The sequence below is a fragment of the Pseudomonas peradeniyensis genome (genome assembly GCF_014268935.2).
Lineage (GTDB): Bacteria > Pseudomonadota > Gammaproteobacteria > Pseudomonadales > Pseudomonadaceae > Aquipseudomonas > Aquipseudomonas peradeniyensis.
This window is the reverse complement of sequence record NZ_JABWRJ020000002.1, coordinates 860,473-873,519: the sequence shown is the minus strand read 5'-3', so window position 1 is coordinate 873,519 and position 13,047 is coordinate 860,473. Positions and strand designations below refer to the sequence as shown.

General features: G+C 63.4%; 13 protein-coding genes. 3 read left to right on the top strand and 10 right to left on the bottom strand.

The window, feature by feature from the left end; translation table 11 throughout:
- Positions 1 to 3: 3 nt before the first annotated feature.
- The 3 genes from HU751_RS13440 to colR form a co-directional block, all read right to left on the bottom strand.
- Positions 4 to 684, bottom strand: a complete 681-nt coding sequence (locus HU751_RS13440; RefSeq protein ID WP_050703871.1) for a class I SAM-dependent methyltransferase — start codon at positions 682 to 684, stop codon at positions 4 to 6.
- Positions 685 to 791: 107 nt separating this feature from the next.
- Positions 792 to 2,120: a sensor histidine kinase gene (locus HU751_RS13435; protein WP_186731955.1), complete on the bottom strand. Its 1,329-nt coding sequence runs from the start codon at positions 2,118 to 2,120 to the stop codon at positions 792 to 794.
- A complete protein-coding gene (gene colR, locus HU751_RS13430; protein WP_153788186.1) occupies positions 2,110 to 2,793 on the bottom strand; it encodes a two-component system response regulator ColR in 684 nt (227 codons plus the stop codon). The genes HU751_RS13435 and colR overlap by 11 nt, the downstream gene beginning before the upstream one ends.
- Before the next feature lie 179 nt (positions 2,794 to 2,972).
- On the opposite strand from colR, the gene HU751_RS13425 reads away from it, so the two are divergent.
- Positions 2,973 to 3,701 (top strand): phosphatase PAP2 family protein, encoded by a 729-nt coding sequence (locus tag HU751_RS13425; protein ID WP_186731954.1) that lies wholly within the window; start codon positions 2,973 to 2,975, stop codon positions 3,699 to 3,701.
- Positions 3,702 to 3,813: 112 nt separating this feature from the next.
- Here HU751_RS13425 and groL read toward each other — a convergent pair whose 3' ends face one another.
- The 5 genes from groL to HU751_RS13400 form a co-directional block, all read right to left on the bottom strand.
- A complete protein-coding gene (groL, locus tag HU751_RS13420; RefSeq protein WP_186714038.1) occupies positions 3,814 to 5,454 on the bottom strand; it encodes a chaperonin GroEL in 1,641 nt (546 codons plus the stop codon).
- 50 nt (positions 5,455 to 5,504) lie between these two features.
- Positions 5,505 to 5,798 carry a co-chaperone GroES gene (locus tag HU751_RS13415; protein WP_028689692.1) on the bottom strand — a complete coding sequence of 98 codons (294 nt, stop codon included), beginning with the start codon at positions 5,796 to 5,798 and terminating at the stop codon, positions 5,505 to 5,507.
- Positions 5,799 to 6,082: 284 nt separating this feature from the next.
- Positions 6,083 to 6,544: an FxsA family protein gene (locus tag HU751_RS13410; RefSeq protein ID WP_050703867.1), complete on the bottom strand. Its 462-nt coding sequence runs from the start codon at positions 6,542 to 6,544 to the stop codon at positions 6,083 to 6,085.
- Between the two features lie 66 nt (positions 6,545 to 6,610).
- A complete protein-coding gene (locus tag HU751_RS13405) occupies positions 6,611 to 7,342 on the bottom strand; it encodes a HugZ family pyridoxamine 5'-phosphate oxidase (protein WP_186731953.1) in 732 nt (243 codons plus the stop codon).
- Between the two features lie 235 nt (positions 7,343 to 7,577).
- A complete protein-coding gene (locus HU751_RS13400; protein ID WP_050703865.1) occupies positions 7,578 to 8,585 on the bottom strand; it encodes a DUF481 domain-containing protein in 1,008 nt (335 codons plus the stop codon).
- 152 nt (positions 8,586 to 8,737) lie between these two features.
- On the opposite strand from HU751_RS13400, the gene HU751_RS13395 reads away from it, so the two are divergent.
- Both HU751_RS13395 and HU751_RS13390 read left to right on the top strand, forming a co-directional pair.
- On the top strand, positions 8,738 to 9,091 hold the full coding sequence (locus HU751_RS13395; protein WP_110739830.1) for an MGMT family protein: 354 nt from the start codon (positions 8,738 to 8,740) through the stop codon (positions 9,089 to 9,091).
- Between the two features lie 44 nt (positions 9,092 to 9,135).
- Positions 9,136 to 10,683: an AmpG family muropeptide MFS transporter gene (locus HU751_RS13390; protein ID WP_050703863.1), complete on the top strand. Its 1,548-nt coding sequence runs from the start codon at positions 9,136 to 9,138 to the stop codon at positions 10,681 to 10,683.
- 95 nt (positions 10,684 to 10,778) lie between these two features.
- Here the strand turns inward: HU751_RS13390 and HU751_RS13385 are convergent, their stop codons facing one another.
- Both HU751_RS13385 and HU751_RS13380 read right to left on the bottom strand, forming a co-directional pair.
- On the bottom strand, positions 10,779 to 12,023 hold the full coding sequence (locus HU751_RS13385) for an MFS transporter (RefSeq protein WP_186731952.1): 1,245 nt from the start codon (positions 12,021 to 12,023) through the stop codon (positions 10,779 to 10,781).
- A 170-nt stretch (positions 12,024 to 12,193) separates the two neighbouring features.
- Complete coding sequence (locus tag HU751_RS13380) at positions 12,194 to 13,033, bottom strand: mechanosensitive ion channel family protein (protein ID WP_186731951.1); 840 nt, start codon at positions 13,031 to 13,033, stop codon at positions 12,194 to 12,196.
- Positions 13,034 to 13,047 lie beyond the last annotated feature (14 nt).

Below are 13,047 nucleotides of genomic sequence, written 5' to 3'. Positions count from 1 at the left end.
TCATTACCCCTTGCGCAATACGTACACTCGCCACATGGCATAGAACGGCAGAAAGTCGAGTCGTTCCTGGATTCTGAATCCCGCTGACACAAATTCTTCTTCAACTGTAGCCGCCGGTAACACGAAGCGGTTCTGGTAGCTGTCCTGCGCGGCCCGGGCACTGCGCCTGGCTTCGAGCTTGCGGCGGCGCCAGGCCTTGAAATTGCCATCCACCCACAGTGAAAGGATCACGCTGTCGCGGCTAACACGTTGAAACTCCGAAAGAATCGTCTTTCGATGAGCCGGATCACCGATATGGTGAAACAGGCGCATGCAGAAGATGCTGTCGACCGCGTTGTCCGGCAGGTCGATAGCGAACGCGGAAGTTTGCAAGGGGCGTACCCGTGCAACCACCTCTGGCGGTTGTGACGCACAGGCTGTCTCGATCATCGCCGCCGAATTATCGGCACCGATGATCACGCGGTTGGCCTTTTCGGCCAGCAGTGGCCAGAACCGTCCGGCGCCGCAGGGCAGGTCGAGCACCAGGCCAGGCTCACCGGCCAGCGCCAGGGCGCGGCGGGCCAGTTGCTCGTCACGCTGGTGGGAAAGGCGTCGAGCCAGGCCATCCTGATGCTTGAGGAAGTATTCCCGGGCGTGATTGCGGTCGTACTTGTCCGAGAATTCGAGTTTGATGGGACTACGCATTGGACATCTCCTGACTCCAGTGCGCTCACCTTAGGTAGGCAAGCGTTGGAATCAGGTCATGTCGATGTGAAAAATCTGTCAGTGTCAAATGCAGGTGTTACAGGACGTTAATCAGGATCCAATAGCCCATCCCGGCCTTCACCGTCCTGCACCACTTTCGTGCCCTGGCTCAGGTCGACCTGGAAGCGGCAGCCATGGGGCAGCGTCGCGGTCAGGGTGACGCGCCAGCCCTGGTCGTCACAGATGCGTTGCACCAGCGACAAGCCCAGGCCCAGGCCCTCGCCACGGCGCTCGTCGCCACGCACGAACGGCCGGAACATCGCCTCGCGCTGCTCCTCCGGAATCCCCACGCCACTGTCCTCGACACTGAAGCCATTGGCCTCCAGGCTAAGGCGAATGTAACCGCTGTCGGTGTAGTGCGCCGCGTTACGCAGCAGGTTACCCATCACCGACTGCAGGAACGTGGCGTTGTACAGCACCGGGCTGGCACTGACCCGACCATCGTAGTAAAGCGCCAGCCCCTTCTGTTCGATGGTGTCACGCCATACCCCTATCAGATCGTCGCCCACCTCGCGCAAGCTTGCCCGTGAAGCGACGGCACCTTCATCGCGCTGGGCACGGGCAAGCATCAGGAAGGTCTTCACCAGTTCGCGCATTTCCTCGGTTGCCCGGGCAATGCGTTCGACCTGGCTGCGCGCCCGCCCATCGAGGCCAGGGTTTTCCATCAATAGCTCGCACGAGGTCGCCAGGACCATCAACGGCGTGCGCAGCTCATGACTGACATCGCTGGTGAACAGCCGCTCGCGGGTCAGGGCATCACGCAGGCGCCCCAAGGTATCGTCGAAGGCGACGGCCAGCTGGCCGACCTCGTCCGCCGCGTAGTCCGGCGCCAACGGCGGCGCCAGGCCCAGCAACTGGTCACGGTGGCGCACCTGGCGCGCCAGGCGGATCACCGGCGCCATCACCCGCCGCGCCAGCAACCAGCCTAGGATCACCGCCAGGGCCAGGCTGAGCACGAAGCCGACCACCACCACGGCGAACAGCACCCGCTCGCGCTCCTCGAAATCGCTCTGGTCCTGCAACAGCACATAGCGCCGACCGTCGACGATCTCGACCATGGCATGGTACGAAAGCTGGTCGCGAAACACCTCATGGAAGCCCGCATCCAGGTGACGCAGGTCCTTGGGCAACTCGAAGTCATCGCGCCCGCCGCTGAAATAGAACAACTGGTCGGGCCGTGGCCGGTGGCTCCAGTCACTGACGCTGTCCATGCGCAGCAGGCGCTGCAGGTCACCGCCGAGCACCGACGAGATCAAGCGTTCCTCGACCAGGTGCACCGTGGCGACGATGCCGAAGGCGAAGGCCCCGGCCACCAGCGCGCTCATCAGCGCGAAAGCGATGATGATGCGCTGGGCAAGACTCTGCTTAAACTCCATCGCGGCCCTCGGCGAGGCGATAGCCGACGCCATGGACGGTATGCAGCAGGGGCTTGTCGAACGGTTTGTCGATCACCTGGCGCAACTGGTGGACGTGACTGCGCAGGCTGTCACTGTCCGGGCAGTCGTCGCCCCACAGCGCTTCCTCGAGCACTTCCCGACGCAACACATGAGGGCTCTTCTGCATCAACACGGCCAGCAGCTTCAGGCCGACCGGGTTGAGCTTGAGCAGGCGCCCCTCGCGGGTCACCTCCAGGGTATCGAGGTCGTAGCTCAGGTCGGCGACCTGCAGGGTACGCCGCCCTCCGCCCTGGGCGCGGCGCAGCACCGCCTCGATGCGCGCCGCCAGTTCGGACAGCGCGAACGGCTTGAGCAGGTAATCGTCCGCTCCCGAGCGGAAGCCCTGCAGACGGTCGTCCAGCTGGTCGCGGGCGGTGAGCATGATCACCGGCGTGTCGCGCCGGGCATCCTCGCGCAGGCGCTTGCACAGCGTATAGCCATCGATGCCCGGCAACATGATGTCGAGCACGATCAGGTCGTAGTGTTCGGTCGCTGCCAGGTGCAGGCCGGACAGGCCATCCTGGGCACAGTCGACGGTGTAGCCCTTCATGCCGAGGTAGTCGGCCAGGTTGGCCAGAATATCGCGGTTGTCTTCAACCAAAAGAATGCGCATCGAGGTCTCCTGTGCGGCGCTTCGCCGGGCGCGGCAGGCGCAGCTTACGGCCAATGCCTGCATGGTGCCATGCCCTGGCTCGAAATCACCGAACTTGACAGTTTTTTCACCGATCATTCACGCACACAGGATAGCGGGCACCTGACAATGCGCGGTCTTTTCCATCCTCTGGAGTCACCATGCAGGTATTCGTCCGCCCTCGCCCGATCAACCCGTGGCTGTATCTAGGCATCCCTTTCATCACTGCCGTGGCCCTGATCCTGCTCGAATGGACCTCTCTGGACATGGACGTGGCCAACCTGTTTTACGACCCGGCAGTTGGTCAGTTCATCGGCCGTCACAGCTACCTGCTGGAGACCATCCTGCATGACCGGGTCAAGCAGGGCGTGATCGTCCTTGGCGTGTTCAGCATCCTTGCATTCGTTGCAAGCTTCTTCTGGCCTCGACTGTTCGGCTGGCGCCGCGAACTGGGCTGCCTGGTGCTGGCCCTGGGGCTTTCCACGGCGTTCGTCACGCCGCTGAAGAAGGTGACCCAGGTGCAATGCCCGTGGAGTCTGACCCAGTTCGGCGGCAAGGAAACCTACAGCAAGCTGCTGGAACCGCGCCCAGCCACTGACAAGCCCGGATTGTGCTGGCCTGGTGGCCATGCGGCCACTGGGTTCTGCCTGTTCGGCCTGTTCTTCATGCTGCGCGACCGACGTCCGCGCCTGGCACGGGTGGCGCTGGCGATGGCCTTCGTGGCCGGCTCGGTGCTTTCGATCGGGCGAATGATGCAGGGCGCGCACTTCCTGTCGCATAACGTGTGGACGGCGGTGTTCTGCTGGTTGATCGGGCTGGGGTCGTACTACCTGGTGCTGTATCGCAGAGGCGTTGCCAGGGCACCAGTGGCCGAACACCGCGCCGTCTGATGAGCAATCGCGGGGCAAGCCCGCTCCCACGCTTGCGACAACGCCAGACATGGCAAACGAAAAAGCCCCGCATTAGGCGGGGCTTTTTCTTGGTGCAGGGGGTAAGGCTGGCTTACATCATGCCGCCCATGCCACCCATGCCGCCCATGTCAGGCATGCCAGCAGCTGGCTTGTCTTCCGGCAGGTCGGCAACCATGGCTTCGGTGGTGATCATCAGACCACCGATCGAAGCTGCGGCTTGCAGGGCCGAACGGGTGACCTTGGCTGGGTCCAGGATACCCATCTCGATCATGTCGCCGTATTCGCCGGTAGCGGCGTTGTAGCCGAAGTTGCCCGAACCTTGCTTGACCTTGTCAGCGACAACGCTTGGCTCGTCGCCGGCGTTGGCAGTGATCTGACGCAGCGGGGCTTCGACGGCGCGACGCAGCAGGGCGATACCGACGTTCTGGTCTTCGTTGTCGCCTTTCAGGTTGACAATGGCCGCCAGGGCGCGAACCAGGGCAACACCACCGCCAGGCACCACGCCTTCTTCGACGGCTGCACGGGTAGCGTGCAGGGCGTCTTCGACGCGGGCTTTCTTCTCTTTCATCTCAACTTCGGTACCGGCACCGACCTTGATCACGGCAACACCGCCAGCCAGCTTGGCCAGACGCTCTTGCAGCTTCTCACGGTCGTAGTCCGAAGTGGTGTCGGCAACCTGGGCGCGGATCTGGGTGACGCGAGCCTGGATGTCGGCTTCTTCGCCAGCACCGTCGATGATGGTGGTGTTTTCCTTGGACAGGATCACGCGCTTGGCGTTACCCAGGTGCTCCAGGGTGGCGGTTTCCAGGGACAGGCCGATCTCTTCGGAGATTACGGTACCGCCGGTCAGGACGGCGATGTCCTGCAGCATGGCCTTGCGGCGGTCGCCGAAGCCCGGGGCCTTGACCGCGGCAACCTTGACGATGCCGCGCATGTTGTTGACCACCAGGGTGGCCAGGGCCTCGCCCTCGACGTCCTCGGCAACGATCAGCAGCGGACGGCCGGCCTTGGCAACGGCTTCCAGTACTGGCAGTAGCTCGCGGATGTTGGAGATCTTCTTGTCGACCAGCAGCAGCAGCGCGCCTTCCAGCTCGGCAACCATGGTGTCCGGCTTGTTGACGAAGTACGGCGACAGGTAGCCACGGTCGAACTGCATGCCTTCTACGACGGACAGTTCGTTTTCCAGGCCCGAGCCTTCTTCAACGGTGATCACGCCTTCTTTACCGACTTTTTCCATGGCTTCGGCGATGATTTCACCGATGGAGTTGTCGGAGTTGGCGGAGATGGTGCCGACCTGAGCGATGGCCTTGGAGTCGGCGCATGGCTTGGACAGGTTTTTCAGTTCGGCAACAACGGCAGCAGTGGCCTTGTCGATACCGCGCTTCAGATCCATCGGGTTCATGCCGGCAGCGACGGCCTTCAGGCCTTCGTTGACGATGGCCTGGGCCAGGACGGTGGCGGTGGTGGTGCCGTCACCGGCAGCGTCGTTGGCCTTGGAAGCGACTTCCTTGACCAGCTGGGCGCCCATGTTCTCGAAAGCGTCCTTGAGCTCGATCTCTTTGGCGACGGAAACGCCGTCCTTGGTGATGGTCGGCGCGCCGAAGCTCTTGGCCAGGACCACATTGCGGCCTTTCGGGCCCAGGGTCGCTTTTACCGCGTCAGCCAGAACGTTGACACCAACCAGCATTTTCTTACGGGCGGAATCGCCGAATTTTACGTCTTTAGCAGCCATGATCGTTTAATCCTTGGAATTCTTTGGAATAACGGGAAGTCGGGGAGAAATCAGGCTTCGATAACGGCCAGGATTTCGTTCTCGGCCATGACCAGCAGGTCTTCGCCATCGACTTTCACGGTGTTGCTGCCCGAGTAAGGGCCGAAAACCACTTTGTCACCCACTTTCACGGCCAGCGCGCGTACTTCGCCGTTGTCCAGGATACGACCGGTGCCGACGGCAACGACTTCGCCGCGGTTTGGTTTTTCAGCGGCCGAACCCGGCAGGACGATACCGCCAGCGGTTTTCGATTCTTCTTCGCTGCGACGGATAACGACGCGGTCATGCAGAGGACGAAGCTTCATTGTCGATCTCTCCCAAATTGTGGTTTTCATCGGCCGGTGTCGACACCGGCGGGTTGATTCGATCCGGCGTTGCCGGGCGTGGCCCGCACCGGGCGAACCACCTATGTCATGTCTGGTGTCGCCACCAGAAACCTTGCGGTGACACATACATGAGGCCGCTAAAAACAATTACAAGGCTTGAGCGGAAAATTTTTCAAAAGGTCATCGTGGAAGCGGGCCTGCCCCACGATGAGCCCAACCCAGAGGCCATCGCGGGGCAAGCCCGCTCCCACGAAAAATCGGTGTTATTTGTCGCGGCGCTCGTACTCGCCCTCGATCACGTTCGGACGATGGCCACCATCGCGGGGCTGGGCCTGGAATGGGTCATCCTGGAACGCACGCTGGCGCAGGGCCTGTTCCTCGGCGCGGCGACGCAGCTTTCCGGCAACCAGGCGGCGGGTGAACGGCAACAGGCACAGCAGGCCCAGCACATCGCTGATGAAGCCAGGCAACAGCAGCAGACCACCACCAACGGTGAGCATCAGGCCTTGGAACATGTCCTCAGCTGGCAGTTCGCCGCGCTGCAGGCTCTCCCGGGCACGCAGGGCGGTGGCCAGGCCGGCCACACGCATCACCAGCACACCCAGAGCGGAACCGGCGATGATCAGCAGCAGCGCCGGAAAGAAACCGATGGCCGCGCTGACCTTGACGAACACGAACAGCTCCAGCACGGGAAAAAGCAGTAACAGCAGTAGAAAAGCACGCATCAAGGGTTCCTCGACGGAAGAGAATCTTCCTGTAAGACCATCAGATGGATGCCTCGACGCCTGTTTTCAACCCTCGACGCTTTCCGCAACCGGCCACTGGTCAGCGCGGGCCAGCAAAACCAAGGCTTCGCGGACTTGTGTCGGCGTGTTGCAAATGTTCGGGAAGGCCAGCCAGTACACCCCCTGGCCGATACGCAGGTGCATGCCTTCGCTGTCGATGCCGACCATTTCGGCCGGCGCCGTGCGCGGCAGATCGGTCAGTTCGACGTAATGGGCGATGGCATTGGCGTGGTCGCTGTTCATATGCTCGATCATGCTGACCTCGGCCTTGCCCGCGAAGGGATTGGCCAGGGTCACCTGGTCGAGCCAGTGGATCGCACCGAAACCGCCGATGTAGCGGTGGCGTACCGGCTCGAGCACCCAGAAGTCGAAGTCGTGGGCCTTGTGGTAATTGGCCGATTCAGGGAAGTACCGGTAGTAGCGGGCCGCGGCAGCCTCGATGGCTGTCTCGTCGCTCAGCTTGCGCGCCTCGGCCATCACCGTCAGGCGCCCGACTGCCTGGACGTCCTCGGCGTCGCGCTCGCCCACCAATAGCGAACACTTGGGGTCTTTCTGCAGGTTGTGGGTGTGCTGGGCGATACGGCTGATGAGGATCAGCGGATGGCCCTCGGCGTCCAGGCAATAAGGCACCACCGAGCCGAAGGGATAGCCGGGCATGGACTTGGAGTGGGTCGAGAGAACGCCACGGTACTCCTTGAGCAGCAGTTCCCGGGCGGGGCGAAGGGCGTTGGTACTCACTGGAGAGGCTCCTGGCGGCGGACTGGATGGGTGACAAGATAAGCATTATCACCTGCGTCTGCCACTGGGTCTGCTGCCGTGTAGATCTATGCATATCCCTGTAGGAGCGGCCTTGTGTCGCGAAAGGGCCGCAACGCGGCCCCGGCAATGTCTGCCTTGTTGCCGAGATCCTGGGGCCGCTTTGCGGCCCTATCGCGACACAAGGCCGCTCCTACACAAAAAGCACGCTGCCGACTTACCAGGTAACACCAAACCCGGCGGTATAGCGGGTCTTGTCCAGGTCGCTGTCGCGGGTGCCCTTGATCAGGTCCTTCTCCGCCTTCAGGTTGAGCGAAGCCCACTCGGTGACCTTGTAGCGCAGCCCCATCTCGGCATCCAGCGCGTACTCGGCCACCCCACCCAGCGGCTTGCCAACCTCACCATTGGTGAAGAACTCCACCTTCTTGCCGATCAGGTAGCGGTTGTAGTCCCACTTCACGGCGGCGGCATAGAAGTTGTCCTTGCCGCCATCGCGGTATTCGAAATCGGTTCGGTTGATCAGCGAACCCAGCGAGAACGCGCCCAGTTCGTCATCCCAGAACTGGTAGCCCGGGCCGGTACCGACGGTACGCTGGCGCGCCAGGTCTTCGATATGGTCGCGCTTGTACTCCAGGCGCCCCTGCCAGAACCACTTCTCGGTGATGAAGCGGTCCAGGGCGTACTCGGCGCTCCAGTTGTTGGTGGTGGTGACGTCGTCCTTGGTCTCGCGGTTGTACTCGCCCTCGGCGTTGTGCCGCCAACGGCCATGGCGGGCGGTGGTCTTGAAGCTGACGTCGTAGTCGTCGGTATTGTTCTCGGCGCGCTTGTAGTCCATGGCCACATCGACATTGCCCTTCCACAGGAAGTCCTCGACCACCGGCCGTGGCTTCATGATCTGCTCGATGCTGGCCAGCTCGACGGTCTTCGGCGCATCGCCGTTGGCCAGGGTCACCTTGCCCGGTTCGGCAGCCTTGAGCGACTTGGCCTTCTCGCCGGAGTAGGCGTCCTGCTTGACCAGCAGTTCCTGGTCGCTCTCCAGCGTCTGCACCTGTTTCCAGTCCAGGGCGATCGAACCGCCATAGGGCGTCTCCAGCAGCAGCTTGCCGCCGTCGAAGACCTTGATCTTGCCACTCAGGCGGTCACCGTTCTTCATCCACACGGTGTCGGCGAGCACGGGGGTACAGAGGGACGCGGCGATGAGGCAAAGCAGGGTTCTAGAAGACATAAGCGCAATACGGGTTCGATTCGACGAAAAAGCCGGGCATTATCCAGATACCGACAACCTGAGCAAGGACAGACCCAGACCATGCCGATGAGTTCCACTCGCATTTGCCCGGACCGCCTGTCCGGTTTCATCCGCAGGCCAGGTACTCCGTGATGTCCATGCCGCCACCCTCCCCGCCGGAAGACGCCGAGGCCCGACGAATGGCACTGTACTCGGTGCTGGGCCAGGTGCCCGCCGGCAAGGTGGTCAGCTACGGACAACTGGCCGAGCTGGCCGGCCTCGGCCGTGCCGCACGCTGGGTCGGGCGTACCCTGGGGCAGTTGCCAGCGGACACTCGCCTACCCTGGCACCGGGTGCTGGGTGCCGGCGGTCGGCTGAGCCTGGCCCTTGGCACGCCGTCGGGCGACGAACAACGCGCCCGTCTGCGCGCAGAAGGCGTGAATGTGGCCAATAATCGTGTGGATATGGCGCGCCATGGCTGGCGTCCAATGGAGCACAGCGGTTAGAGTGCGCGCTTTGTTTTCGCAAACCTTGAGGCAGATGTTGGCCCATGCCCCGTAAAACCTGGCGCGCTGCGCTCGCTGCCTATGCCAGCCCGTCAACTTTGGTGCTTTTGCTGCTCGGATTCGCCGCCGGCCTGCCGTACATGCTGGTGTTCTCGACGCTTTCGGTCTGGCTGCGCGAGGCGGGTGTGGCGCGTGAGACCATCGGCTATGCCAGCCTGATCGGCCTGGCCTACGCCTTCAAGTGGGTCTGGTCGCCGCTGCTCGACCAATGGCGCCTGCCGCTGCTCGGTGGCATGGGCCGTCGTCGTTCGTGGCTGCTGTTGTCCCAGGTGCTGGTGGTGCTCGGGCTGGTCGGCATGGGCTTCTGCGACCCGCAGAAACACCTGTCGTGGCTGATCGCCCTGGCGGTGCTGGTGGCCTTCGCCTCGGCCACCCAGGACATCGCCGTCGACGCCTACCGCCTGGAGATCGCCGACGACCAGCGCCAGGCCGCCCTGGCCGCCAGCTACATGGCCGGATACCGGGTTGCCGCGCTGCTCGCCACCGCCGGCGCGCTGTTCTTCGCCGAGTGGTTCGGCTCCACCGGATTCAGCTACCTGCACCAGGCCTGGACCGGCACCTACGTGCTGTTCGGCGTACTGATGCTGCCCGCGCTGTTCACCACCCTGGTGATGCGCGAACCGCCGGTGCCCCTGCGCACCCAGCTGTCGGCGGCCCGCTACGGCCTGATGCACCAGCTGGCGTCGGTGTTCGTGCTGATCATCCTGTTGGTCTCGGTGCCCGCCAGCTTCACCCAGCTGTTCAACACCGACTGGGCCAGCGTGGTGTTCGGCGACTCGACCATGCTCGACCTGCTGCTCGAGGACCGCGCCTTCCTGCGCCTGATCCTCTACGTGCTGCTGACCTGGGCGTGCCTGTCGTCCCTGGGCCGTCGCGGCCTGGCGCCGGTGCTCACACCGGTCAACGACTTCATCGCGCGCTACCGCTGGCAGGCCCTGCTGCTGCTCGGACTGATCGCCACCTACCGCATGTCCGACACAGTGATGGGCGTGATGGCCAACGTGTTCTACATCGACATGGGCTTCACCAAGGACCAGATCGCCAGCGTCAGCAAGATCTTCGGCCTGATCATGACCCTGGTGGGCGCCGGTGCCGGTGGCCTGCTGATCGTGCGTTTCGGCATCCTGCCGATCCTGTTCATCGGCGGCGCGGCCTCGGCGGCGACCAACATCCTGTTCCTGATGCTGGCCGACATGGGCCCGAACCTGGAAATGCTGGTGGTGACCATTTCGCTGGACAACTTCAGCTCGGGGTTGGCCACGTCAGCCTTCGTCGCCTACCTGTCGAGCCTGACCAACCTGAAGTTTTCGGCTACCCAGTACGCGCTGCTGAGCTCGATCATGCTGTTGCTGCCGCGTTTGATCGGTGGCTATTCCGGGGTGATGGTGGAGAAGTTCGGCTACCACGACTTCTTCCTGATCACCGCGCTGCTGGGCGTGCCGACGCTGGTGCTGATCGCCCTGCACTGGCGGCAGGAGGTTGGTCGGGGAAAGCCGGTGCCGGTGGAGAGTCCGGCGGCTGAACAAAACTAGGCCTTCACCGGCCTTATCGCGGGGCAAGCCCGCTCCCACGCATCCAGACTAAATGATGACTGACTGCGTGGGAGCGGGCTTGCCCCGCGATGTTTCTACTGTGTCACAGCCCCTTCCCCGGAGCGCCTGCCCACCACGAACCACAACGGCCAAAGCGCCAGCGCCCCTGCAATGCCTGCCGCCACGGCAAAGTGCATCAGGCTGGCACCCGCTCCGAGCATCGCCAACACCGCGCCTCCCAGCCCCAGCAAGGCGATGGTGATCATCCCCAGCATCGCCGAGACCAGGCCCTTGCTCTGCTCGCTGGAGAACAGCGTCATGCGATACAACACCGCGTTGGCCACTCCAAGCCCCAGCGCGTACAGCGACATGCCGGCCACCACGCTGGGCACCGTCGGCCAATACCAGGTCGCCGCGACCATCAGCGACAGGCCCGCCAGGTATGGCCAAAGGGCCCCGCGAACCAGCGCCGGCAACGGATACCGATCGGCAATGCGGTTGATGATCAGGTTACCCATGATCAGCCCACCGAATACCGGCAGCTGCCACAGCGCGTATTCCAGGGTACTCAGGCCTTCGTCATGGATCAGCAGCACCGGCGACAGGCCGATCCAGCCGATCAGCGGCAGCCCCACCAACCCCAGCGCCGCACTGCCGGCCACGAAGCGCCGATTGCCCAGCAACTGGCCGTAGCCTGCCAGCAACGGCAGCAGGTGGATGGGCGTGAACGGCAGGCGCGAACCGTCGCGACGCTCCACACCCAGGGTTTCCGGCATCAGCCGGTAGAGCAGCAGCCAGCACAGCACCGCGCCCGCGGCAAACGCCACGAACAGCCAGCGCCAGTCCAGCCATTGCAGCATCAGGGTGCCCACCAGCGGGCCGAGCAGCGGCGACAGCAGGGCGATATTGGCCAGCAGCGCCATCATGCGCACCGCGTCTGCTTCGCTGAACGCTTCGTTGAGCGCCGGGTAGCTGACCGTGACCACGAAACCCAGGCCGATACCCTGCAACAGGCGCAACAGGTTGAACAGGCCGATGTCCTGCACCCAGAAGGTCGCCAGGCAAGCCAGGCCGAAGAAGATGCAGCCGCCCAGCAGCAACGGGCGTCGGCCGTAGCGATCCGCCAGCGGGCCGATCAGCCACTGCAGCAGTACCCCGCCCAGCAGGTACAAGTTCAGGGCGTGGGGAATGTACTCGGGGCTGGCCTGAAGATCGCCGACGACTACCGGCATGGCGGGCATGACCGCATCGCTGGCGAGATAGGTCAGCAATTCGAACAGCGCCAGGGTCAGGCCGAACAGCAAGGCGCGCAAGGGAGTGATATACAGCAAAGGTTTCATGGCAGACATCGGGTTTGTAGGCAGGATCAAGGTATATGCCAGAAATGACAGTACCCGGCTGTGAACAAGTGTAAGGGTCTTGAAAAGCATCGCGGGGCAAGCCCGCTCCCACAAGACCGGCACTGGCCATGTGGGAACGGGCTTGCCCCGCGATGGGAAGCGACGCGGCGTTACTGGACCGCCGCCTCCTGCACCACGCGGATCACCCGCTGCGGAAACGGAATGTCGATCCCTTCGGCCTTGAGGCGGTCGCGGGCATGCTCGTTGAGCATGAACAACACGTCCCAGTAGTCGGCGGTCTTGACCCAGATGCGCAGCGACACGGTGATCGAGCTGTCACCCAGGGTCGAGATCACCGCCTGTGGCGCCGGATCCTGCAGCACGCGCGGGTCCTGGGCCAGCTCCAGCAGCACGTTGCGCGCCTTCTGCAGGTCGGCGTCGTAGTCCACGCCCACGTCGAACACCACCTTGCGGGTCGGCTGGCGGTTGGTGTTGGTGATGATGCCGTTGGACAGGCTGCCGTTGGGCATGATCACCGTCTTGTTGTCGCCGGTGCGCAGCACGGTGTGGAAGATCTGGATGCTGTCCACGGTGCCCGCGACACCTTGCGCCTCGATCCAGTCACCGATGCGGAACGGACGGAACATCAGGATCAGCACGCCGCCGGCGAAGTTCGCCAGGCTCCCCTGCAAGGCCAGGCCGATGGCCAGGCCCGCGGCACCGATGGCGGCGACGAACGAGGTGGTCTCGATGCCGATCATCGACGCCACGCTGACCATCAGCAGCACCTTCAGCACGATGTTGGCCAGGGTGCTGATGAAGCCCTGCAGCGCCGCGTCGGCGCGCAGGCCGACCAGCTTGCCCAGGCGGGCGCTGACCTTGTTGATGATCCACCAGCCAATGGCCAGGGTCAGCAGCGCCAGCAACAGGCGGCTGCCGTACTCCATGATCAAGGGGAGCCAGGTTTGCGATTGGCGGACCAGCTGATCGACTTCAGCGTTCAAATCCATGTTTATCTCCTGAT